The organism is Methylobacterium sp. ARG-1, from assembly GCF_001262595.1.
In the GTDB taxonomy this organism is placed as follows: Bacteria; Pseudomonadota; Alphaproteobacteria; order Rhizobiales; family Beijerinckiaceae; genus Methylobacterium; species Methylobacterium brachiatum.
In genome coordinates this window covers 121,799-142,481 of record NZ_LHCD01000008.1, presented here as the reverse complement: position 1 = coordinate 142,481, position 20,683 = coordinate 121,799, and the positions used below count along the sequence as shown (strand labels likewise).

The following is a 20,683-nucleotide window of genomic DNA, read 5'->3' as shown; positions in this document are numbered from 1 at the left end:
CGGTCATCGCCACATGCGGGCTGCGACCTTCGCAGGATGGTGCGTCACAGCTCGACCATGACGAGCCCCCTGAGCCTTCCTTCGCAGGCATCGTGCAAGGCCTGGGGTGCACGCTCCAGCCCTTGCACCTTCGAGCAGGCGAAACGGAGCCCGGCCTCCCGCTGCCAGGCGATCCATTCCGGAAATCCCTCTGCGCTGTCCCGGTCCGCGCTGTAGCCGCGTAGGGTCATGTCCCTGAGGATCAGCTGGAACGAGTCGAGCTCGACCGGCGCGGCGATGCTGGCGCCCGCCACGTTCAGCTCAGCGGTCAATGCGCCGAGCAAGACGAACCGCGCGCCCTCGCGCGCCGCACCCGCGGCGGCGGCCAAGTGCTCGCCGCCGACCATGTCCACGAACACATCCACGCCAGCCGGCGCGGCCGCCTTCAGCTGATCGGCGATCGGGCCCTGGTTGCGCAGGATCACCGCGTCGTAGCCGAGATCGGCCTTCATCCAATCGGCCTTGTCGACGGTGCTGGTGCTTCCGATCACCCGCGCTGCGCCGAGCTTGCGGGCGATCTGCCCGGCCATTGACCCGATCGCGCCGGCCCCGCTCGACACGAAGACGGTGTCGCCCGGGCGAAGCTGGATGCCCCGCGTCAGGGCCGCGTAGGCGGTCCAGCCATGGCCGAGATAGGCGGCGGGCTCGATCGGCCCTCGGCCGACCGCAACGCAGCGGCCGGCATCGACAACCGCGTAATCCCGCCAGCCCAGGGGATGATAAACGAAGGCGCCGACCTCGAATCCGCTCCCGGGCGGGCAGGCCACGACCTCGCCGATCGCACCATCCGCCAGGGCATCCCCGGGCCTGAGCGCCGGGAACGGAATACCCTCGACCGCTTGTGCATCCGGGCTCGCCATGAGCCGGGTCGAGATGGAGACGCGAAACCAGCGATTGCGGACGATCAGGTCGTTTGGACCGGGGCTCGGCAAACCCGTTTCCGTGATCGTGAGATCGTGGGGTTGGATCATCCCGCCGGGATAGGTGAGCAGCCGGACTGCGCGGCAACGCTCGATGACACGGTTCATGGGAGTTCCCTGGCGCGATTGCGGGATGCCGGCCGAGCCGCACCCTCTCGAATCGACAGCGCCACTCCATCAAATGACTGGTGGTCAGTCAAATTCTTGTTGACAGCTTCCAAGCTTCGTTGCTGCCGGCAGACTTGAGCCGGCCGCGGGCCTCTTTCCATCGCGTCGATCCCGGTTCACGCAGGGCGGATCACCCGCCCGTCAAGGGATCGCACCGTGCCGACCAAGCCCAGGACCAAGCCGCCTCACGAGCGGCGCGAAGATCTGATGAACGCCGCCGAGCGCCTGTTCCTCGATCAGGGCGTGGCATCGACCACGATCGAACAGATCACCGCCGGGGCGGGGGTCGCGAAGGGCAGTTTCTACCTTCACTTCTCCTCGAAGGAGGATGTGGTCGGCGGGCTCCGTCTGCGCTTTGTCGCCACCCTGCTCGACACCATCAAAGCTGCGGTCGAACGGCGCGCTGACGGAGACTGGAGCGGGAAGTTGGCGGCTTGGGCGACGGCTTGCGGCGTAGGATACGCCGCCTCCGCACGCCTCCACGAGATCGTTTTCCACGACGTGCCGCCGCCCTCCCTGGACGGTCTGGCCGACAACATCCTGATCGACGATCTGACCCGGCTGCTTGCTGATGGCGGCCAAGAACAGGCCTGGACGATCGCGAATGCCCGCTTCACGGCGGTTTTCCTGTTCAACGCCCTTCACGGGGTCGGGTTGGACGCCTCACAGAAGGGGCGGCTGGCTGTGATCGAGCCCAGGATCGTGGAGCATTGCTTCCGGCTGGTGGGGCTGCCGGCCCCGGCAGGGAGCGCTGCAGACCGCCCTAGCATTTGAAAGATATCCGCTCTGCCGTCGATCTAACATTGCCCGTTTTAGGACGCTGCCAGGTAAATAATACTTAGTATAGATTTTAAGTTGCTGACTATCACCCATAAAGTTGAGATTTTATACATCGAATGACTTCGGACATTGACCTTTTGTCGGCAACTCCGGCTTCGAGAGCAAGAAACGGGTTGGCCGCCTTGGCCGCAGCTTCATAGGCTCGGATCGACCTGTTGGAGATCCGCCATGCCGCCCGCCGACAATCATGCCATGTCCGCGCACGAATGGGCGATGCTGCTTGGCCTGTCCGTCCTCTGGGGTGGCTCGTTCTTCTTCACCGGCGTCGCGCTTGCCGGGCTGCCGCCCCTCACTCTGGTCGTTCTGCGGGTCGGGCTCGCCGCTCTGATCCTGAACCTTATCCGTCCGCTGACCGGGACACGTCTGCCGGGCACGCGCGACATCTGGGCCGCGTTCCTCGGCATGGGCCTGCTGAACAATGTCCTGCCCTTCAGCCTCATCGTCTGGGGCCAGACCCATATCGCGTCCGGCCTCGCCGCCATCCTCAACGCCACGACGCCGCTCTTCACGGTCCTCGTCGCCCACCTTCTCACGCCCGACGAGCGGATGACCGGCAACCGGCTTGCCGGCGTGCTGGTGGGTTTGGGTGGCGTCGCCGTGATGGTCGGCCCCGCCGCCGTTGCGGGATCCAGCGCGGGGTTCCTAGCCCAGCTCGCCGTGTTGGGTGCGGCCCTGTCCTATGCCGGCGCCAGCGTCTTCGGGCGGTGCTTCAAGCGGATGGGCGTTCCACCCCTCGCGGTGGCCACCGGACAGGTCACCGCCTCGGCCTTGGTGCTGTTGCCGGCGGCGCTGACGATCGATCAGCCCTGGACCCTGCCGATGCCCGGCGCGTCCGTCTGGGGCGCAGTCTTCGGCATCGCCACGTTGTCCACCGCACTCGCCTACGTGCTGTATTTCCGGATCCTGGCGCGGGCGGGGGCGACGAACCTCTCGCTCGTCACCTTCCTGATCCCGGTCTCGGCAATCCTGCTGGGCGCCCTGGTCCTGGGCGAGCGCCTCGAACCGCGGCACTATCTCGGCATGGCCCTGATCGGTGGTGGCCTGGCGGCCATCGACGGCCGCCTCCTCCCCAGGGTCCGCGGCGCCGATGGACCGTGAGTTCAGCTCTCCTGTTACCGCCAGCCCGCATCGATGAAGTAATTGTGCCCCGTGCACATGCGGGCGTCATCGGAGGCGAGGAACAGCACCAGGGCGGCGACATCGGAAGGCTGGATCCGCCCGTCCAGGCACTGCGAGGCAACGATCTCGGCCTCGCCCTCCGGGGTATACCAGCGCTCCTGACGGGGCGTCTGGACGTTGCCGGGCACGACCGCGCAGACCCGGATGCGGTCTCGGCCGAGGTCGCGGGCGAGCGCCCGGGTCATCCCCTCGATCGCCGCCTTGGCGGTCTGGTAGACGGCCAGCTCCTTCAAGCCGAGATGCCAGCTGATCGAGCCGAAGTTCAGGATCACGCCGCCGCCGGCCCGGCGCATCGCCGGGACGGCGGCCTGCGCGGCGAAGAACAGGTGACGCAGATTCACCGCCATCCGGTCGTCCCAATATTCGGGCGTGACGTCCTCGAGCTTGTGGCGATCGTCGTTGCCGGCATTGTTGACCAGGACGTCGAGCCCGCCGAGCGCGGATTCGGCCTCCGCCACCAGGGCGCGGACGGCGTCGACATCGGTGAGATCGCAGCGGCGGTAGAGCGGCGGGTGCGCCGCACCGGGGGACAGGCGCGCGACCAGGACTTCCGCCGGCTCGTCGGCGATGTCGCAGAACACGACCCGGGCACCCTGGGCGACGAAAGCTTCGACCAATCCTTCACCGATCCCGGAGGCGCCGCCCGTCACCAGCACGCGTTTCCCGCGAAGAGTTGGGTAGATGGCGCGCGTCGAGGTTGAGGACATCGGCAATTCTCCGAAGGCTGAGACGGTGCAGAATCGTCAGCTCGGCGCCATCTCTTCGAAGAGTCGACGATTCGCACCGCCGCCGCAATCCTGTCCCGGTCACCGGCCGATCCGCGAAGCTCGGCGGCCATTGTCCAAACGTTAACGCTTTCGGAATCACATCGCCGCGTCTTCTAGAAAGGAACACGCGATGCCCCTGCGCCTGGAACTCAAGCCGCTCGAGCGGCTGATCATCAACGGCGCGCTGATTCGCAACGGCGACCGGCGCTCGACCTTCCTGATCGAGACGCAGTGCAAGTTCCTGCGCGAGAGCGAGATCATCACGGAGAGCGAGGCCGACACGGCCTGCAAGCAGATCCACCTCACCCTGACTGTGATCTACCTGGCCGACGACCCGGCGGCGGGGATCGACCTGTTCTTCCGCCAGGCCGGGGAGCTGATCCGGTTAATGCCGGCGGCGGCGCCGCAGATCGCCGCGATCGCCGAGGCCGTCGAGGCCGGCACGTTCTATCCGGCGATTAAGCTCGGCCGGAAGCTCGTGGAATGGGAAGCCGGGATGCTGGCTGAGGCGATGCCGGCCGAGCCGCCGGAATCCAACGCGGCTGGCTGACTGCGCCGTCCGGGTCTCAGCCCGGATTGCCCTGGAGGCCGGCGGCGATCTCGTTGTTGATCTGCACGAGGTTGGCGATCTTCTCCGGCGTCGGCTCGATCATCGTGTCGACGCAGCTGCGCAGCACGAATACGCCGAGGTTGCCGATGCCCCGCTTGATATCGGCCGGCAGCGGGTTCTCGTCGGCGGTCGCCTCGCTTGCCAGAATGGTCCAGACGCGCTGGTTGAACGACAGGGCCTCGTTAAGGCGTTTGGTGTCGCCGGCCGCGAGCCCGTGGCTGGCGCCGATCAGCTGCTGGGCCGCCTTCAGCAGGACCGCCGATTCGGCTTCGCGCGGCGTCAATGCGGACCGGGACGTCCGGGCATAGGCGTTGGCGGCGTAGTTCATAGGCGGTCCAGCCCTATCGCATCGGACCTGCCGGGTGGGCAGGCTTGCGTGTAGCTGTCGCAGATCAAGTGTTAAGGCCGCGTGAGCATCCGTCCGCCATGATGCCGCCGGGTTGGACAGAGACCAGGGTTTGTGGTCGCGGAATGCCGGCCACCGGATCGCGTCAGAGATGCTGAACTTCTTGCTTGGAACCGTTGCCGGCGGCCTGATTGCCGCCGTACTGACCATCGCGGCAGCCCGGCAGCCGGAGGTTCAGGCGCGTCTCGGGCTGCGACCGGCTCCGGTAGTGGCGGCGCTCGCGGCGGTGACCAAGCCGCGCGAGCCGGATTGCGTCAAGCCACCCGAGGCGCCCACCGTCGGAAGCCGGGATATGCTGTTCAACCGCCAGCGGTTCTGGTCGGTCGCGCCCTGATGTCAGAGCGTCCCGATCAGCACGAGCAGCATCGTCGTGGCGACTGTGGTGCTGATGAAGCCGCAGAGGGCGGCCGCGAAGGACGGGCCGGTGCGATCGGTGGTGGGGGCCTGGAGATCGGACGACAGCAGGGCGGTGGTCATCGGCGCATAACCTTGTCGGCGACGTGCGTCGCTATGTCGGGATGATGCTGCGGGGCCTGAACGTACGAGGTGCGCGGATGCACCCGGTCAGTCGCAGCGGTTGATTTTCTTGGCGATGCGGAGGCCGCGCAGCTCGCTGCGCAGGTCGATGGCCACCACGCCCTCGCCGCAGCGCTCGAAAGCGTCGCGGGCGTCGTCGTAGCGGTCGCCGACCTCGTCCAGCGTGTCGCAGACGCGGTCATGGTTACCCAGCCGCGCCTCCTGGCGCGCCTGGAAGCGCAGGGCGTTGGCCTCATCGACCTTGCGCTGGGCCTCGAGGCACGCCGGCAGGGCCAGCGCCGACGAGGTCAGAGCGAGGAGCGACAGGGCACCGGCCAGGGCCGTCTTGGCGAGGCCGGTCGTCAGGGAGAAGCCGTAGCGGGAAGAGTCCGAACGGGCGCTCACGGGAATACTCACGACTTGTTTTCTGTGGTGGCCCCGAACGACGAGGCTGCCGGGTTTCTCGGGACGGCGCGTATCCATCCCCTCTCTGTCCGCTGAAACGGTGAAGCTGCTGTGAAGGTTCCGACTGAACTACGCCTTCCGACGTAGGCGCGAGGTGAGGATGGCCGAGAGGCCGACCGGGGCCGGCCCCATCGGGTCGACCCCGACATCGTACTGCTTCGGCATCGGCTTGAGCTTGCCGTGGCTGTGCCCGTGCAGGTTGAGCGCGCCCCGGCCCATCCCGTTCCAGGTCCGGAACGCATAGTGGCACAGCACCACCATCCGGTCCTCGACCAGGCATTCCGCGTAATGCCGCACGGAGGCCCAGCCCGGAGCCCCGAGCGTGTCGGGGCCGTCATTGTTGCCGACGATCAGGTGCTTCTCGCCATTGAGCCCGTCCAGGATCTCGCGGATCCGTGCGCCGCTCGGGCCGAGCGCGAAGTCCCCGAGGTGCCAAACGGTGTCGCCCGGGGCCACCGCGGCGTTCCAGGCGGCGATCAAGCCGGCATCGTGGGCGTCGAGGTCCGGGTACGGCCGGTGGTCGAAGCGTAGCGCCCTTTGGTCGCCGAAATGGGTATCGCCCGTGAAGAAGGTGGCCACCGATCCGCTCCGTCGAATGTCCCGCCCGTCCGCCTATCCGTCAGCTAGAGCCGGAGACCCGGATGCCGACGCGGTCACAGCGCTGACGCGGGATCGACGACCAAGAAGCCGGCGCGCTGGCGGCACAGAGGGTCTACCGCACCACACCGCGCTTCGTGATGTGCCGAAGCGTAGCGGCGGCGGCGCGGGTATTGTCCAGCCAGCCGCGCGATCGCTCGCTACCCTGGCGATGAGGCGGCGGGGTTGTCACAGCGCCGGTTGGGTCCAGCTCCTGCCTCCACTTGCGCGCAAACGGGGGCTGGTTTGATGCAACATCGGCCTGTTGTTATGCCGACCTTGAAGCAAGAAATGTAAGAAATTTACATTTCTACAGCCTTCTCAGACCGGATCATCTGCGCAGAAGAATTTTACATTGCGATGTTACGGACCAAACACTAGCGCAGGCATAGCGTTCGCCACATCCGGGGCGTTGATGATCGCGGGTCCGCTTGCGCTCTCGCCCGCTCTGCATGAGTACCCGTAGTCCATCTTCGTCAGGCTGACCTGCACAACCGCCTTCTTTCAACCCACGATCCCGAAGATTCCGCGGTCCTGCAGCCTACGCTGCGCCCGGAAGACATGCTGCTGCGGCAGATGTTGATCGCCCCCCACACGCGGATCGACACGGTCTACTTGGTGGAATCGGGCATCATCTCGGTGACGAACGATGGTGCAAGCGGCCGGGTCGAAATCGGGCTGATCGGCCGCGAAGGTCTGGTCGGCGCCAGCCCGATCCTGCTCGGGGACGACCGCACCCCCTACACCCACTTCGTGCAGGCCGCCGGGCACATGCGGTCGATCGATGCGCAGCTCCTGCTCGGGCTCGCGGAGGCCGAATATGACCGTCTGATCGGCGGGCCGACGGCGCCGATCGACTGAGGATCTTGGACGCCGCGACGGCCCGGCGCATGGCGATCCGGCCGACAGCCGTGTGTGCCGGACAGCGATGATCGATCCCGCCCCCGACCGGCGATGCGCCGGTTGACGCCATCACTTCCCGGCGCGAAGCCTGCGGACCAATACGAAGACGGCGGAGGAACGGGCGATGCTGGGGACGGTCGGGTTCGCGTTCCTGGCGGGGCTCCTGTCGGTTCTGTCGCCCTGCGTCCTGCCGCTGGTGCCGATCGTGCTCGGGACCGCGGCGTCGGAGCATCGGCTCGGGCCGGTGGCGCTGGCTCTCGGCCTGGCCCTGTCCTTCACGGCCATCGGGCTGTTCGTGGCGACGATCGGCTTCTCGATCGGGCTCGACGGCGACGTGTTCCGCGGCGCCGGAGCCGTGCTGCTGATCGTCCTCGGCCTGGTGCTGATGCTGCCGCGGCTCCAGGCGCAGGTCGCCACCGCCGCCGGGCCGGTGGGGGCCTGGGCCGAGGACCGGTTCGGCGGGTTCGGGTTCGGGGGCCTGTCCGGCCAGTTCGGCGTCGGCCTGTTGCTCGGCGCGGCCTGGAGCCCCTGCGTCGGGCCGACGCTCGGGGCCGCCTCGCTTCTGGCCGCCCGGGGCGAGCATCTCGGCAGCGTCGCCCTGACTATGCTGGCGTTCGGGATCGGGGCCGCGGCCCCGCTGATGGTGCTCGGCTTCGTCTCCCGCGAGGCGCTGATGCGCTGGCGCGGCGGCCTCGCGGCGGCCGGCAAGGGCGTGAAGGCGGCCCTGGGGGTAGTGATGGTGGCGCTGGGGCTCCTCATCCTCACCGGCACCGACAAGCGGGTCGAGGCCGCGGCGGTCGCCGCCTCACCGGACTGGCTGAATGCCATCACCACGCGTTACTGACGGGCGCAGCATCGTCCGCCGAAGGCCGGCCGTCAGCCTGGGACGATGCCGGTGAACACCGCCTCGGCGGCCTTGGCCCGGAGTTCCGCATGACCGAGTCCCCCCGTCTGACCAGTCTCGCCCATGGCGGCGGCTGCGGCTGCAAGCTCGATCCGGCGATCCTACGCCGGCTGCTGGCCGAGCAGCCGGCCGCCGGCCCGTTCGAGCGGCTGCTCGTCGGCAACGAGACTTCCGACGACGCCGCGGTCTGGGCCCTCGACGACGGCACCTGCGTGATCGCCACCACCGACTTCTTCACCCCGATGGTGGACGACCCGGTCGAGTTCGGGCGGATCGCCGCGACCAACGCGATCTCGGATGTCTACGCCATGGGCGGACGGCCGATCTTTGCTCTGGCGATCCTGGGCATGCCGGTAGGCAAGATCGAACCCGACGTGGTCGCCCGGATCCTGCGCGGCGGCGCCGAGACATGCGCCGAGGCGGGGATCCCGGTGGCCGGCGGCCATTCGATCGACACGCCGGAGCCGATCTACGGGCTCGCGGTGATCGGCACCTGCCGCCGGGAGGCGGTGCGGCGCAACGCCGACGCGCGGGCCGGCGACGCGGTGATCCTCACGAAGCCGCTCGGCGTCGGAGTCTATTCCGCGGCGATCAAGCGCGAGGCGCTGGAGGCGGCCGACTATCGCGACTTCGTCGCCACCACCACCCGGCTCAACACGGTCGGGATCGAACTCGCCGCCGAGCCGGCGGTCCATGCGATGACCGACGTGACCGGCTTCGGCATCCTGGGCCACGGGCTCGAGATCGCCCGCGGCGCCGGCCTGACCTTCGCGCTCAAGGCCGGCGCTTTGCCGTTCCTGCCCCGGGCCGAAGCTCTGGCGCAGACAGGCTTCGTCACTGGGGCCTCGCACCGCAACTGGAACGCGTTCGGCGCCGAGGTCGACCTGCCCGCGGGCTATCCCGATTGGCGCCGCCACCTGCTCACCGACCCGCAGACCTCCGGCGGCCTGCTGGTGACCTGCGACGAGCCCCAGGCGGAGGCGATCCTGGCGCGCATCCGGGCGGCCGGTTACGCAGCCGCGGCCCGGATCGGCCGCATGGAGGCTGGCCCCGCCCGGATCCGTGTGGACGGCTGATGGCGCGCGCGGTCCGAGAGGCAATCTTCACCCTTCGCGGCCAGACTGCGCGCCCCGCCCGACGCGCGAACCGCCCTTGACCGACGCCGCTTCCTCACCGCCCGCCCACGGCGTCGCCGGCTGGCCGTTCGCCCCCGCCGCCGCCGGACCGGGGCGGCCGGCCGCCCTGCCCGACGGACGGCCCTGGCCGCGGATCCGCGTCGTCACCCTGGCGGCTCCCGGCATCGATGCGACCGCGACCGCGGCCTCGATCCTGTGCCAGGATTACGCGGAGCTCCGGCACGACCTCGTGCCGCCCGGGTTCGGACGTGCCCATATCGAAGCGATCCTGGCCGAGCCCGGCTGCGACGCCCTGCTGTGGCTCCGCCCGGGCGATCTTCTCGCGCCTGGAGCGCTGACCGCCCTGGCCCTGGAGGCCGCCCTGACCGGCGCGGCGGCGGTCGCGGGCCTGCGGGTCCTGTTCGCCGACACAATCCTGGAACTCGACATCCCCGGGATGGAGGTTTCGGACGGGGTGCCGTTCCCCGGCGGCGCGGTTCTGTGGATGCGCGCGGCGCTCCACCGCCACGCCGTGCTCGACGCCGACGGTGATCTGCACGCCTCGGCCGCCTGGTCGGCCCTTCCCCCCGCCGCTCGCTCGCGCATCGGCCGTCCGGTGCTGCTCCAGCGCGTGAACGAGGCGCCGGCCGCGCGATCCGGCAGCCTGGCGATCGTCTCGCTGACCGGCACCGGCACCCAGGGCGGCGCCGGCGTCGCCCAGAGGCGGCTCGCCGAGGCGCTGGCGCTCGCCGGCCATCGCGTGACCGGCGTCGCGCTGAGCGACCGGCCGGAGGCCGCCGAATGGACGGACCGGTTCCCGCAGGCCGAGGCGGCGATCGCGGCCGCCGCGCCCGACCTCGTGCTGGTCGGCAACCTGCACGGCGCCACCCGCAGCCTCGACGTGGCCGGGCGGCTGGCCCGCAGCAGCCCGACGGCTCTGGTGCTGCACGACCTGTTCCCACTCACCGGCCGCTGCTGCCATCCGCGCGACTGTACCCGCGCTGCCACCGGCTGCGACGCCGAATGTCCCGGACCGGACGAGTACCCGCAGCTCGCCCCCGGGCGGATCGCCGGCATGCACGCCCGCAAGCGCGCGGTGCTGGCCGAACCGGCCGGGCCGTGGCTGCTCGCCAATTCCGACTGGACCCTGGCCCGGGCCCGGGACCTCGCGCCGCCCGGCGCGGTGGCCGAGCGGATCCAGCTGGCCTTTCCGACCGCGACCTTCCGGCCCGGCGACCGCGCCGCCCTGCGCCGTCGGCTCGGCCTGCCGGCGGGGGACGTGCTGATCCTGATCTCGGCCGTGATCGTCGACGGGCCCGACAAGGGTTTCTCGGATCTGCGCGCCGCGCTCCAGGCGGTGGCCCGGCCGGGGGTCGGCGTCGTCGCGATCGGTCGGCTCGATGATCCGGCCCGGCTCGGCCTGCCGAACCTGTTCGCCCCGGGGCTGATCGCCGACGAGGACAGCCTGGCCACATGGTACGGCGCCTGCGACCTCCACGTCACTGCGAGCCGCCACGAGACCCTCGGACAGACCCCGATCGAGGCGGGTCTGTGCGGCGTACCGACGCTGGCCTACCGCACCTCCGGGCTGACCTCCGCGGTGATCGACGGCGTGTCCGGCCGGCTCGTTCCGGTGAAGCCCGGCGCCCTGGCCCGGGCCCTGGCCGAGCTGGTGGACGATGCCGGGGCCCGGGCGCGGCTCGGCGCCTTCGCCCGGATCGCCCTGGAGAGCCGCCACAGCCCCGCCGCCGCCGCGCTGTCGCTCGACGCGATCGTCCGGGCGCGGAAGCTGCTGCCCGGCGCCGCGCGGCTGGCCTTCGCCCCGGCGATGCTCGGCCATTTCCCGTTCGCGGCCGAGCGCCAGAAGAGCGCGACCGGCACCGTGCCGGCGCCTTCGCGGCCGCTGGTACGCCGGCTGCGGCGCGCCAAGCAGATGGTGCTCGGCCGACGCATGCCCCTGTTCGTGCGCCGCTGCCTCTACCTCGCCGGCACCCTGCGGCGGAGCGTCCCGTGAAGCCGGGGCCCAAGCGGATCTATCTCGACCAGACCCATCTGCGCACGCACGTCACCGGGATCGAGCGGATCACCCTGGACCTGTTCGCCCCGGACCGGCTGGCACCCCACGAGGTGCGGGCCGTCTCCAGCGGCTCGCTGCCGGGGATGATCGGCCAGCAGCAGCTCGGCCTGCCACTGCGCGCGCTCGCCGACCGGGACGCGCTGTTCCTGTTCCCGGGCTTTCCGCCGGGGCCGCTCTGTGCGGTCGCGGCGGCGCGCTGCCTCCTCTACGTCCACGATACCTTCCTGCTCGACCGGCCGGAGGATCTGAGCCTGAAAAGCCGGCTCTACATGAGCCCGAGCTTCGCCCGCGCCCTGCGCTGGTGCCCGAACCTGTTCGTCAACAGCCGCACCACCGGCAGGGCGACCCGGGCCGTCTGCGCGCCGGAGGCCCGGGTCGCCCTGCTGCGCCCGTCCGTGCGCGACGCCTTCAATCTCGGTGACTTGCCGGGGCCAGCTGCCTACGTCCCGGGCGCGCCGATCCGGATGCTGGCGATCGGCACGATCGAGCCGCGCAAGAATTATCCGGCCTCCCTGGCCCTGGTCGGGGCACTTAACCGCGCGGGGGTGCCGGCGGAGCTCCACCTGGTCGGGCGGGTCGGCTGGGGCCGTCACGCCCTCCTGGACGACCCGCCGCCCTTCCTGCACCGCCACGGCTACCTGGCCGACGCGGCACTGCGGGATCTCGCCAGCTCCTGCCACCTCCTGCTCTCGACCTCGAAGGCGGAAGGGCTCGGCCTGCCGCTCCTCGAGGTCCAGCATGGCGGCCTGCCCGTGGCGGCACCGGATGCGCCGGTGTTCCGCGAGGTGCTGGGCGCCTCCGGTCTGATGATCCGACCGGAGGTGCCCGAGGCGGCCGCGTCGGCGCTGATGGACTGGATCATCGGGGGCGGGCTGGCCCGGGCGGCGGCCGCGAGCCGCGGGAACGTGACGCGCTGGAATGCCGCCGCGGCCGAGGATCGGGCGCGTTTCCAGGCGTTCCTGGCCGGGGATCCGGCGGCCTACGCGGCATCGGACGCCGTGATCGTCGCGTGAATCCGTTTACGTAGTCCCCAACAATTACAGGCCTGTTGGCGCCACAAAAACGTGACAGAGCGTTCTAGTTGGGTATGCGATATCTACACGAAGCCTGCTGCAGGTTGCGCTTCAAGGCGAGAGTACTGGTTCGGTATGCTGATTGCTGCAGTGGCGGGACGACATCGCCTCGGTCGAGGTCTCGTCCCGGAACGGCACGCGGGTGACCGGAAAGGGGACGGGAGCCGGATGGCGGTTCAGGGCGGCACCGACCGCCTCACGGTCGGTCAGGAGCGAGGCGCATGTTCGACTTCTCGACACGCATGAGCGGTGAGCAGCCCGTCCGCATGGTGCTGCCGCAACCCGCCGAGCCGCGCACGGAGGCGCGCGTGATCCTGCGCCGCCTGTGGCTGGGCAGCGGCTTCATCGTGCTCGGCGCCCTGTTCATGGTGGCGGCCGCAGTGGCGCTGCTCGGCCTGATCCCGCCGCGCTACACCTCGTCCATCCAGGTACTGGTCGATCCCAGCGATCTCCGGGTCGTCGAGAACGACGTCAACGCGCGCCAGCCCCAGGCCGATAGCGGCGTGTCGATCGCCGAGAGCCAGGTCCGGGTGATCCAGTCCGACAACGTCCTGCGCCGGGTCATCGCCACGCTGCATCTCGACCAGGATGACGAGTTCGTTATGCCGGACGGCAACAACCCGACGCTCGCCTGGATCAAGGGCGCGCTCGGCATGGTGCCGCCGGCGGCGAGCCGCGACCCGGTCAACATCGCCCTCGACACGCTCCAGACCAAGCTCAGCGTGCGCCGGGCCGAGCGGACCTTCGTGATCGACGTCTCGGTCCAATCGCGCGATCCCGAGAAGGCCGCTCGGATCGCCAACGCGATCGGCGCGGCCTACTTCGCCGAGGAGGCAGCGGCCCGCACCGAGACCGCCCGGCGTGCCTTCGACGCCCTCACCGGACGGCTCGGCAGCCTCAAGCGCGACGTCGAGCAGGCCGAGGGCGAGGTGGTGCGCTACCGCGAGGCCCACAAGCTCGTGGCTTCGAGCGGCCGCCTGCTCACCGATCAGCAGCTCGGCGACCTGAACCAGCAGCTCGTCACCGCCTCGATCAAGACCGCCGAGGCGAAGTCGCGCCTGGACCAGGCCCGCAAGATGCGCACCTCGGATCCGAGCACCGCCCTGCCCGAGATGCTGCAATCCCTGGAGATGCAGGCGCTGCGGCAGCAATACGCCACGCTCTCGCGCAACACCGCCGAGCTCGCCACACGGCTCGGCGAGCGCCACCCGGCCATGGCGGAGCAATACGCGCAGCAGCGCGACCTCCAGCGCCTGATCCAGCGCGAGAAGGAGCGGATCATCGACACGACCCAGAAGGATTACGACCGGGCCGCCGCCAGCGAGGCGGCGATCCGGGCCAATCTCGACCGGGTCAAGAATGAGACGGTGAGCAGCGACCGCGCCTATGTCGGACTGCGCGAGCTGGAGCGGACCCTGGAGGCCCGCCGTGGGGTCTACGAGGCTTATCTGAAGCGCGCCCGCGAGGCGAGCGAGCAGGAGCGGCTCAACACCACCAACGTCCGGATCATCTCGGAGGCGACCCCGGCCCGGCAGCGGACCTTCCCGCCCTCGCCGAAGATCGTGCTGCCGGTGGCTCTGGTGCTCGGCCTGCTGCTCGGCGGCGCCATCGCGTTGGCGCTCGGCGCCGACAGCGACCGCCGCCGGTTCCGCCGCGCGGCCGCCCGGCCCGGAACGAGCTTCCGGGCCGCCGATGCGTGATGTCGAGGCCCCGGGCCCGGCAGATCCAGAGGCGGCATGGCAAGACCGGGCCGTGCCGGACCGTTCCGCATCGCCCGGTCGCGGGGCGACGGACCCGTCCACGACCGTCACGCTGTTCGGCTACAGCTTCCACACCGGCTCGGCTCCGGCGATCGTCGCGGCTGTCGCGGCGCATCACGCGCTCGGCCCCCGGACGATCGTGACCGCCAATGTCGACCACATCGTCCAGCTCGCCGAGGATGCGGATTTCCGCGACGCCTACGCCCGTGCCGCCGCCCGAACCCTGGACGGCATGCCGCTGGTCTGGCTCGCCCGGGCGGCGAGCGGACGGCCGGCCGAGCGGATCACCGGCCACGACCTCCTGGCCTGCGTGCTGGCCGACCCGCCGCCTTTCGCCCGCCGGGTGTTCTTCGTCGCGGCCCGGCAGGATGCCGCCGACACCCTGACCACGCGCCTCCAGGCCGCCGGCCTCCCGGACGGCGCCGTGGCGAGCGCGGTCCCGCCCTTCGGCTTCGAGGACGACGCATCCTATGGACGGGCCCTCGCCGAGCGGATTCGCACCCACGGCACGACCCTGCTGGTGATGGGCGTCGGCGCGCCGAAATCGGAGATCTGGGTCGATCGCCAGGGCCGCGCGCTCGGCAACCCGGTGGTGTTCTGCGTGGGCGAAGCGCTCTCGGTCGCGGCGGGCTACGTGCCCCGCGCCCCGTGGCTGATGCAGCGGCTGGGGCTCGAATGGGTCTTCCGCTTCCTCTGCGCGCCGCGGCGGCTGTTCCGCCGCTACTTCATCGAATCCTGGCGCTTCATCGGCATCGCCGCGCGGGACCGGGCTTCGGGGCGGCGTGATTGAGGGCCGGGGCGGCGCCCGTCGCGCCGGTCTGAGCCCGTCCACGCTCGCAATGACGGTGTGAGGCGCATTCCGTCACGTCAAGGCGTCGCAGGCGTCCTACGCAAACAGCTCCGGCCGCCGCAATTGCAGCGCGTACAGCAGCAGCAGCGACTTCATGTCGGTGAGCGCGCCGCGACGGCTCATGGCGACGAGTTCCGACAGCGGGATCTCGTGGACGGCGACCGCCTCGCCCTCGGCGGCCAGGCCACCGCCCGCGCCCGTACGATCGGATTCGCCGTAGGCTGCCAGTAACAGGTCCATCCGCTCGGTCGAGATGCCCGGCATCGTCCAGGCGCTCGCCACGAGGTCGAGGTCGCCGAGCCGCAGCCCCGTCTCCTCGACAGCCTCGCGCCGGACCTCGTCCTCCGGGGCGCCGTCGTCGAGAAGGCCTGCCGGCACCTCGACATGGCTCGGCGGGCCGCCCGAATAGAGCACCGGCGCCCGGAACTGCGAGACCAGCGTCGCGACCCGCCGGACCGGATCATAGGGCAGAACCGCGACGGCCCGGCCGTGATCTTCCATTTCGCGGGTGATGCGCGTGCCGTCGTCCTGCATCACCTCGGCCACGAGGTACCGGGCCCACCCCTCGTGCACGAGGCGCACGCCCCCGATCCGTGGTGCCATGCCGTCTCCGCCTCAATCTAGGGACCGCGACGGATCGCTCAGGAATGCGGCGGCTTCGCGGAGGCCCTCATGCGGAAGCGCAGGCGATCCCCGTCCCGCTCGGCCGAATCGAGCGCGGCGCCCTCCTCCCGCACCATGTTCGGGATGTCGATCATCGCCATCGGATCGGTGCAGGTCACCATGAGGACGCGCCCGGCCCCCAGGGCGCGCAGGGCCTTGCGCGTGCGCAGCACCGGCAGCGGGCATTTCAGCCCCGTGAGGTCGAGCTCGACGCTCTCCGCCGCATCATCCAGCAAAGGTATGGCTCCAGGGCCAGCTTCCCTACCACTCGTGATAGCCGAAGATCGGACCGCGATAGGTGTCCGGCGCAAAAACATAATAGGTCGGGCCGTAATAGCCGTATTCCATGTTGCGGCCCGGGGTCGGCGCGTAGGCGTAGCCGTAGCCGAACGGCTCCGGATAGCCGTACTCGCCGTAATAGCTGTATTCCGGCCGGACGACCCGCGCGTCGGCGACCACGGCCGAGCGCCCGACCGGAGCGGCGTGCGGGGCTCGGTACGGGCCCAGATCGGCAGCGGAGCAGGCGCCGCCGGCGGTCACGGCGGAGACCAGGCCGGCCGCGAGAGCGGCGGTGAAGCGGGGCATGGCACGGACTCCTCGACAAGGGATTCGGCCTCGGAGGGATCCGATCTCATGGCCGAAACCCGATAAGCCTTGCGGGCCTTGTTCGAAGCTTGCGGCGCACGTTTAACGTGCGGTGGGTCGCGTGCGCGAGCCGGCAAACAAAAGCGCCCGGCCTCGCGGAGACCGGGCGCCTTCAAACCGATTGGATCAGGGCTTACCAGCCGTAATCGTAATAGCCGTAGGCCGGGGCGTAGCCGTAAGCCGGATAGGCGTAACCGCCGACCGGGGCGTAGCCATAGGCCGGATAGCCGTAGCCGCCGTAATAGCCGTAGCGGGGCGTGGCGCTGGCTGCCAGGGCACCGCCGATGATGCCGAGGGCGGCACCGGCCGCAACTGCACCGGCGACCCGGCCGCCATAGCCGCGGCGGTAGCCGTAGCCGCCGTAATAGCCGCGCCGCCAGCCGACCGTGTCGATCTGGGTGCTCGGGCCGCCGACCTGCACGGCGGTCTGCGCCGGCAACGGGGCGGCCTCGGCTGCGGTGAACGAACCGGCGATCATGGCCAAGGCCGAGGCGCCGGCGACGACGGATGTGGTGATGCGGGACATGGACACCTCCTCCACGCGCTGAACGATCGGCGTGTGAACATCCAGGTATCGCACTTCGTTCCAGGCGCCGGTGTGCGGCCGCACGACGCTCAGGATCGGCGGTTCAGAACACGCATTCCGTGAAGGCTGGACGCACGCAGGCGCTCCAGCGGCCCTCGTAATCGGCGAGCAGATCGTCCGCCCGGGTGCGCCCAGCCGTGACGATCGCCTCGAGCGGCTGAAGGTAGACCGTCTCGTCGCGGCCCTCGGCGTCGCGGCGGTCGCGGGCGCGCAGGCCGGCGCGGGCGATGGCGAGCGCCTCGGCGGCGACGGCGCCGAGCGTGGTGTTGGCCACCGGGGCGGCGAGGCCGAGGCGCGGCGCGGTGGCCCGGGCGGCCTCGCGGTTGGCCGGGCTCCAGCCCTTCACGAGATCCAGGGCGGCGTCCAGCGCCGCCTCGTCGTAGAGCAGCCCGGCCCAGAACGCCGCCTGGGCCGCGATCATGCCGGGATCGCCAACATCGGCGCCGCGCATCTCCAGGAAGCGCTTGAGCCGCACCTCCGGGAAGGCCGTGGAGGCGTGATTGGCCCAGTCGGCGACCGTGGCGTACTCGCCCGGGAGCTGCGCCAGCTTGCCGGCCATCAGGTCGCGGAACGAGGCGCCCGAGACGTCGTGGTAGATGTCGCCGCGCTTGACGAAATACATCGGCATGTCGAGCAGCCAGTCGACATAGGCCTCGTAGCCGAACCCGGATTCGAACGCGAAGGGCAGCATGCCGGTGCGGTGCGGATCGGTGTCGCGCCAGATCTCGGAGCGGCGGGAGAGGAAGCCGTTAGGCCGCCCGTCGGTGAAGGGCGAATTGGCGAACAGGGCGGTCGCCACCGGCTGGAGCGCCAGGGAGGCGCGCATCTTGCGCACCATGTCGGGCTCGGAGGCGAAGTCGAGATTGACCTGCACGGTGGCGGTGCGCAGCATCATGTCGAGGCCGAGGGAGCCGACCTTCGGCATGTAGCCGGCCATGATCTTGTAGCGGCTCTTGGGCATGACCGGCGTCTCGTCCCGGCGCCAGCGCGGGCTCATGCCGAGCGTCAGGAAGCCGATATCGAGCGGATCGGCCGCGCGCTTGGTCGCCGCCAGATGGGCAGCGAGCTCGGAAGCGGTGGCGTGCACATCCGGCAGCGCCGCCCCGGAGAGCTCGAACTGCCCGCCCGGCTCGATCGAGATCGCCCCACCTTCCTCTGCGGAGAGACCGATGATGTTGCCGAGATCGAGGATCGGCTCCCAGCCCGTCTCCCGGGCCAGCCCTTCCAGCAGCGCGCGGATGCCGCGTTCACCGTCATAGGGCACCGGCTCGCGGCTCTCCCGATAGAACGGGATCTTCTCGTGCTCCGTGCCGATGGCGAATCGCGCGCGCGGCTTCTCGCCGGCGGCGAACCACTCGATCAGTTCGGCGCGCGTGGTGAGCGGCGTGGTGTCGTTGCTGTCGCGCGCCATGCGCTGCCTGCCCGTGCCTGTGAACCATACGCCCGGGACGGGAGCGCACCGGAATGCTCCGGCGAGTCCGTCCGGCTCAACCCCGTCCCGCGAGCGGAGACCGGACGGACGCTCGCGCCGGCTTCGAGAGCACGGCGCGGGCGGCGTCCGGTTCGGGACATAATCGAGGCTTCGGGAACCGACAACGCGGCGCCGTGGACCGGGGCCCCTGTTCACCCCGCTTCGACGGAACAATCCCGTGGCCCGCCGCTCTCATGTGCGCCGGCACACACGCTCCGGCCGGCCTTTGCGTCAGCGCGCGTCGCCGAGCACCGCCTGGACCAGGGTCAGCACCGCGACCGCCGCCGTGTCAGCCCGCAGGATGCGCGGCCCGAGCGACAGCGCGACCGTGTTCGGCCGCGCCCGGATCGCCGCCCGCTCGTCTTCCGAGAAGCCGCCCTCCGGCCCGACCAGGACGGCGAGGGACGGCGGCTGCACGGGATCGGCGGCCTCCCGCAGGGCCCGTACCGGATCGCTGACGGGGGCGTCCTCGTCGCAGAACACGAGCAGCCGCTCGGGCGCGAGACCGGCGAGCGCCGGGCCGAGCTTCTCCGGCTCCGGACAATCGGGGATCGCCAGGATGCCGCATTGCTCGGCGGCCTCGACGGCGTTGGCGCGCAGGCGGTCCATGTTGATCCGCTCGCCCTGCGTATAGCGGGTGATGACCGGGCGGATCGTCCCGGCGCCCATCTCGACCGCCTTCTGGGCCAGGTAATCGAGCCGCGCGCTCTTCAGGGGCGCGAACAGGTAGTGCAGGTCGGCGCGCGGCGTCTGGACGCGGGTGCGCTCAGAAACGTGGAGATCCGCGTCCTTCCGGCCGGTCTGCACGAGGTGCGCGCGCCATTCCCCGTCCCGCCCGTTGAACACCAGAACCGGATCGTCGGGCCCCCGGCGCAGGACGTTGAGCAGGTAATTCGCCTGGGCCCGGTCGAGCGGCAGGACCACGCCGGCGGCGAGGTCCGATTCGACATGGAGACGCGGGGCGGTGAAGTCGTAGGCCGGCATGACCGGGTGGTCGCGCGCGCCAGCGGAGCTGTCAACGCGGGCCGAGGCGCCCGGCAACCCCCAAACCTGTTGCGAAAAGGTAACGAAGGCCGGTTTTTGGCGCTTCCCCCACACCAGCATGGCCTCGCCGGTTTGCCGCTCGATTGACGCCACATTCCTATGGCGAACCCAGGTGAACGGAGTGGGGCCGGCGGTGCGCGGGTTCCGGCAGGCGTCTGAGGGAGTCGCAGGATGGCATACGGGAGCTTGAGTCTGGGGGCGGCGGCGCTCGTCGGCGGCCTGCTGTTCGGCACGGCGGCCTTCGCGCAGGGCGCGGCGCCGGAATGCGGAACGATCCAGAAGACGCTCGCCGAGCGCAAGGCGCTGGTCTCCCGCGCCAACGCCGCGTCGAACAGCAAGAAGAAGATGACGCCGCAGGAAGCCTGCGCGCTGTTCGGCAAGCTCCAGTCCAACGGTGCCGAAGGCATGAAGTGGATCGCCGCCAACAAGGAATGGTGCTCGATCCCGGATTCCTTCGCTGAGGGCTTCAAGGCCGACCACCTCAAGGTCAGCGGCATCCGCACCAAGATCTGCGGCGTCGCGGCCCAGGCGACCAAGATGGAGGCACAGGCCCGCGCCCAGGCCCAGAACGGCGCCAGCAGCGGCCTGCTCGGCGGCCCGGGCCTGACCGGCAGCTTCAAGCTGCCGCAGGGCGCCCTGTAAAAGCCCGAGGCCGGGCCTGTCCCGCACCAAGTCCGCACGCAGCGCGCTTCGGATTGCCTCACGCTCGACAGAACGTCCTGTCGAGCGATGACACGCGGCTTCCCTCCCATCCCTGCGCGACCGGACTCATAGATCTCCGGACGATGCGCAGGTCCCCTCTCCCGTGCGAGAGAGGGACAGGGTGAGGGATGCGACCTCTCCGGACAAACCGGATCCCGCACCCCAGCCCTCTCCCGCGGGGAGGCACGTTGAGCCCCGCAACAGCGGGGGCGCTCGAACCGGCATGGTCCGTAACCCGTGCGAGAGACAGGACGCAGCGCTCGGGCGCTTGCTGCCGACCCTGATGTGTGAATCTGCTAGCTCCGTGACGGAGCGGGATTGCGCGTGGGACGACCGGAGATCCG

24 protein-coding genes are annotated in these 20,683 nt (G+C 70.2%); 12 read left to right on the top strand and 12 right to left on the bottom strand.

Features of this window, described 5'->3' with window-relative positions:
- Positions 1-44: 44 nt before the first annotated feature.
- The gene (locus AKJ13_RS10835; protein ID WP_050733350.1) at positions 45-1,067 is read right to left on the bottom strand and encodes an NADP-dependent oxidoreductase; all 1,023 of its coding nucleotides are present in this window, start codon (positions 1,065-1,067) and stop codon (positions 45-47) included.
- A 267-nt stretch (positions 1,068-1,334) separates the two neighbouring features.
- Here AKJ13_RS10835 and AKJ13_RS10830 point away from each other — a divergent pair, with 267 nt between their 5' ends.
- Together AKJ13_RS10830 and AKJ13_RS10825 are read left to right on the top strand one after the other, a co-directional pair.
- Complete coding sequence (locus AKJ13_RS10830; RefSeq protein WP_082316918.1) at positions 1,335-1,901, top strand: TetR/AcrR family transcriptional regulator; 567 nt, start codon at positions 1,335-1,337, stop codon at positions 1,899-1,901.
- Positions 1,902-2,135: 234 nt separating this feature from the next.
- The gene (locus tag AKJ13_RS10825; protein WP_050733348.1) at positions 2,136-3,065 is read left to right on the top strand and encodes a DMT family transporter; all 930 of its coding nucleotides are present in this window, start codon (positions 2,136-2,138) and stop codon (positions 3,063-3,065) included.
- A gap of 14 nt (positions 3,066-3,079) precedes the next feature.
- Here AKJ13_RS10825 and AKJ13_RS10820 read toward each other — a convergent pair whose 3' ends face one another.
- On the bottom strand, positions 3,080-3,853 hold the full coding sequence (locus tag AKJ13_RS10820; protein WP_050733347.1) for an SDR family oxidoreductase: 774 nt from the start codon (positions 3,851-3,853) through the stop codon (positions 3,080-3,082).
- Positions 3,854-4,043: 190 nt separating this feature from the next.
- Here AKJ13_RS10820 and AKJ13_RS10815 point away from each other — a divergent pair, with 190 nt between their 5' ends.
- The gene (locus AKJ13_RS10815) at positions 4,044-4,463 is read left to right on the top strand and encodes a flagellar biosynthesis repressor FlbT (RefSeq protein WP_050733346.1); all 420 of its coding nucleotides are present in this window, start codon (positions 4,044-4,046) and stop codon (positions 4,461-4,463) included.
- A gap of 16 nt (positions 4,464-4,479) precedes the next feature.
- Here AKJ13_RS10815 and flaF read toward each other — a convergent pair whose 3' ends face one another.
- A complete protein-coding gene (gene flaF, locus AKJ13_RS10810; RefSeq protein WP_050733345.1) occupies positions 4,480-4,851 on the bottom strand; it encodes a flagellar biosynthesis regulator FlaF in 372 nt (123 codons plus the stop codon).
- Between the two features lie 169 nt (positions 4,852-5,020).
- On the opposite strand from flaF, the gene AKJ13_RS10805 reads away from it, so the two are divergent.
- The gene (locus tag AKJ13_RS10805; protein WP_050733344.1) at positions 5,021-5,263 is read left to right on the top strand and encodes a hypothetical protein; all 243 of its coding nucleotides are present in this window, start codon (positions 5,021-5,023) and stop codon (positions 5,261-5,263) included.
- A 2-nt stretch (positions 5,264-5,265) separates the two neighbouring features.
- Here the strand turns inward: AKJ13_RS10805 and AKJ13_RS32225 are convergent, their stop codons facing one another.
- The 3 genes from AKJ13_RS32225 to AKJ13_RS10795 form a co-directional block, all read right to left on the bottom strand.
- A complete protein-coding gene (locus AKJ13_RS32225; RefSeq protein WP_007569207.1) occupies positions 5,266-5,406 on the bottom strand; it encodes a hypothetical protein in 141 nt (46 codons plus the stop codon).
- Between the two features lie 87 nt (positions 5,407-5,493).
- Positions 5,494-5,784: a hypothetical protein gene (locus AKJ13_RS10800; RefSeq protein WP_039904606.1), complete on the bottom strand. Its 291-nt coding sequence runs from the start codon at positions 5,782-5,784 to the stop codon at positions 5,494-5,496.
- A gap of 195 nt (positions 5,785-5,979) precedes the next feature.
- Complete coding sequence (locus tag AKJ13_RS10795) at positions 5,980-6,489, bottom strand: metallophosphoesterase (protein WP_050733343.1); 510 nt, start codon at positions 6,487-6,489, stop codon at positions 5,980-5,982.
- A 618-nt stretch (positions 6,490-7,107) separates the two neighbouring features.
- Here AKJ13_RS10795 and AKJ13_RS10790 point away from each other — a divergent pair.
- From AKJ13_RS10790 to AKJ13_RS10760, 7 genes are all read left to right on the top strand, one after another.
- Positions 7,108-7,407 carry a cyclic nucleotide-binding domain-containing protein gene (locus AKJ13_RS10790; protein WP_200905609.1) on the top strand — a complete coding sequence of 100 codons (300 nt, stop codon included), beginning with the start codon at positions 7,108-7,110 and terminating at the stop codon, positions 7,405-7,407.
- A 166-nt stretch (positions 7,408-7,573) separates the two neighbouring features.
- The gene (locus AKJ13_RS10785) at positions 7,574-8,293 is read left to right on the top strand and encodes a cytochrome c biogenesis protein CcdA (RefSeq protein WP_050733342.1); all 720 of its coding nucleotides are present in this window, start codon (positions 7,574-7,576) and stop codon (positions 8,291-8,293) included.
- An 89-nt stretch (positions 8,294-8,382) separates the two neighbouring features.
- Positions 8,383-9,429: a selenide, water dikinase SelD gene (selD, locus tag AKJ13_RS10780; protein ID WP_050733341.1), complete on the top strand. Its 1,047-nt coding sequence runs from the start codon at positions 8,383-8,385 to the stop codon at positions 9,427-9,429.
- A gap of 76 nt (positions 9,430-9,505) precedes the next feature.
- The gene (locus tag AKJ13_RS10775; RefSeq protein ID WP_050733340.1) at positions 9,506-11,482 is read left to right on the top strand and encodes a glycosyltransferase; all 1,977 of its coding nucleotides are present in this window, start codon (positions 9,506-9,508) and stop codon (positions 11,480-11,482) included.
- On the top strand, positions 11,479-12,558 hold the full coding sequence (locus AKJ13_RS10770; RefSeq protein WP_050733339.1) for a glycosyltransferase: 1,080 nt from the start codon (positions 11,479-11,481) through the stop codon (positions 12,556-12,558). Before AKJ13_RS10775 ends, AKJ13_RS10770 begins: the two co-directional genes overlap by 4 nt.
- A 281-nt stretch (positions 12,559-12,839) precedes the next feature.
- Positions 12,840-14,318 carry a GumC family protein gene (locus AKJ13_RS10765; protein ID WP_050733338.1) on the top strand — a complete coding sequence of 493 codons (1,479 nt, stop codon included), beginning with the start codon at positions 12,840-12,842 and terminating at the stop codon, positions 14,316-14,318.
- Positions 14,319-14,370: 52 nt separating this feature from the next.
- The gene (locus AKJ13_RS10760; RefSeq protein WP_244471582.1) at positions 14,371-15,168 is read left to right on the top strand and encodes a WecB/TagA/CpsF family glycosyltransferase; all 798 of its coding nucleotides are present in this window, start codon (positions 14,371-14,373) and stop codon (positions 15,166-15,168) included.
- A 96-nt stretch (positions 15,169-15,264) separates the two neighbouring features.
- Here the strand turns inward: AKJ13_RS10760 and AKJ13_RS10755 are convergent, their stop codons facing one another.
- From AKJ13_RS10755 to AKJ13_RS10730, 6 genes are all read right to left on the bottom strand, one after another.
- Positions 15,265-15,831 (bottom strand): NUDIX hydrolase, encoded by a 567-nt coding sequence (locus AKJ13_RS10755; protein WP_050733336.1) that lies wholly within the window; start codon positions 15,829-15,831, stop codon positions 15,265-15,267.
- A 38-nt stretch (positions 15,832-15,869) separates the two neighbouring features.
- Positions 15,870-16,124 (bottom strand): sulfurtransferase TusA family protein, encoded by a 255-nt coding sequence (locus AKJ13_RS10750; protein WP_050733377.1) that lies wholly within the window; start codon positions 16,122-16,124, stop codon positions 15,870-15,872.
- Between the two features lie 28 nt (positions 16,125-16,152).
- Positions 16,153-16,476: a hypothetical protein gene (locus tag AKJ13_RS10745; RefSeq protein ID WP_050733335.1), complete on the bottom strand. Its 324-nt coding sequence runs from the start codon at positions 16,474-16,476 to the stop codon at positions 16,153-16,155.
- Between the two features lie 193 nt (positions 16,477-16,669).
- Complete coding sequence (locus tag AKJ13_RS10740; protein ID WP_050733376.1) at positions 16,670-17,062, bottom strand: hypothetical protein; 393 nt, start codon at positions 17,060-17,062, stop codon at positions 16,670-16,672.
- 103 nt (positions 17,063-17,165) lie between these two features.
- Positions 17,166-18,533 (bottom strand): glutamate--cysteine ligase, encoded by a 1,368-nt coding sequence (locus AKJ13_RS10735; protein ID WP_050733334.1) that lies wholly within the window; start codon positions 18,531-18,533, stop codon positions 17,166-17,168.
- Positions 18,534-18,824: 291 nt separating this feature from the next.
- Positions 18,825-19,577, bottom strand: coding sequence for a 16S rRNA (uracil(1498)-N(3))-methyltransferase (locus AKJ13_RS10730; RefSeq protein WP_050733333.1), 753 nt, complete (start codon positions 19,575-19,577; stop codon positions 18,825-18,827).
- A gap of 231 nt (positions 19,578-19,808) precedes the next feature.
- On the opposite strand from AKJ13_RS10730, the gene AKJ13_RS10725 reads away from it, so the two are divergent.
- Entirely contained in the window at positions 19,809-20,279 is a 471-nt protein-coding gene (locus tag AKJ13_RS10725; protein ID WP_050733332.1) for a hypothetical protein, read from the top strand.
- Positions 20,280-20,683 lie beyond the last annotated feature (404 nt).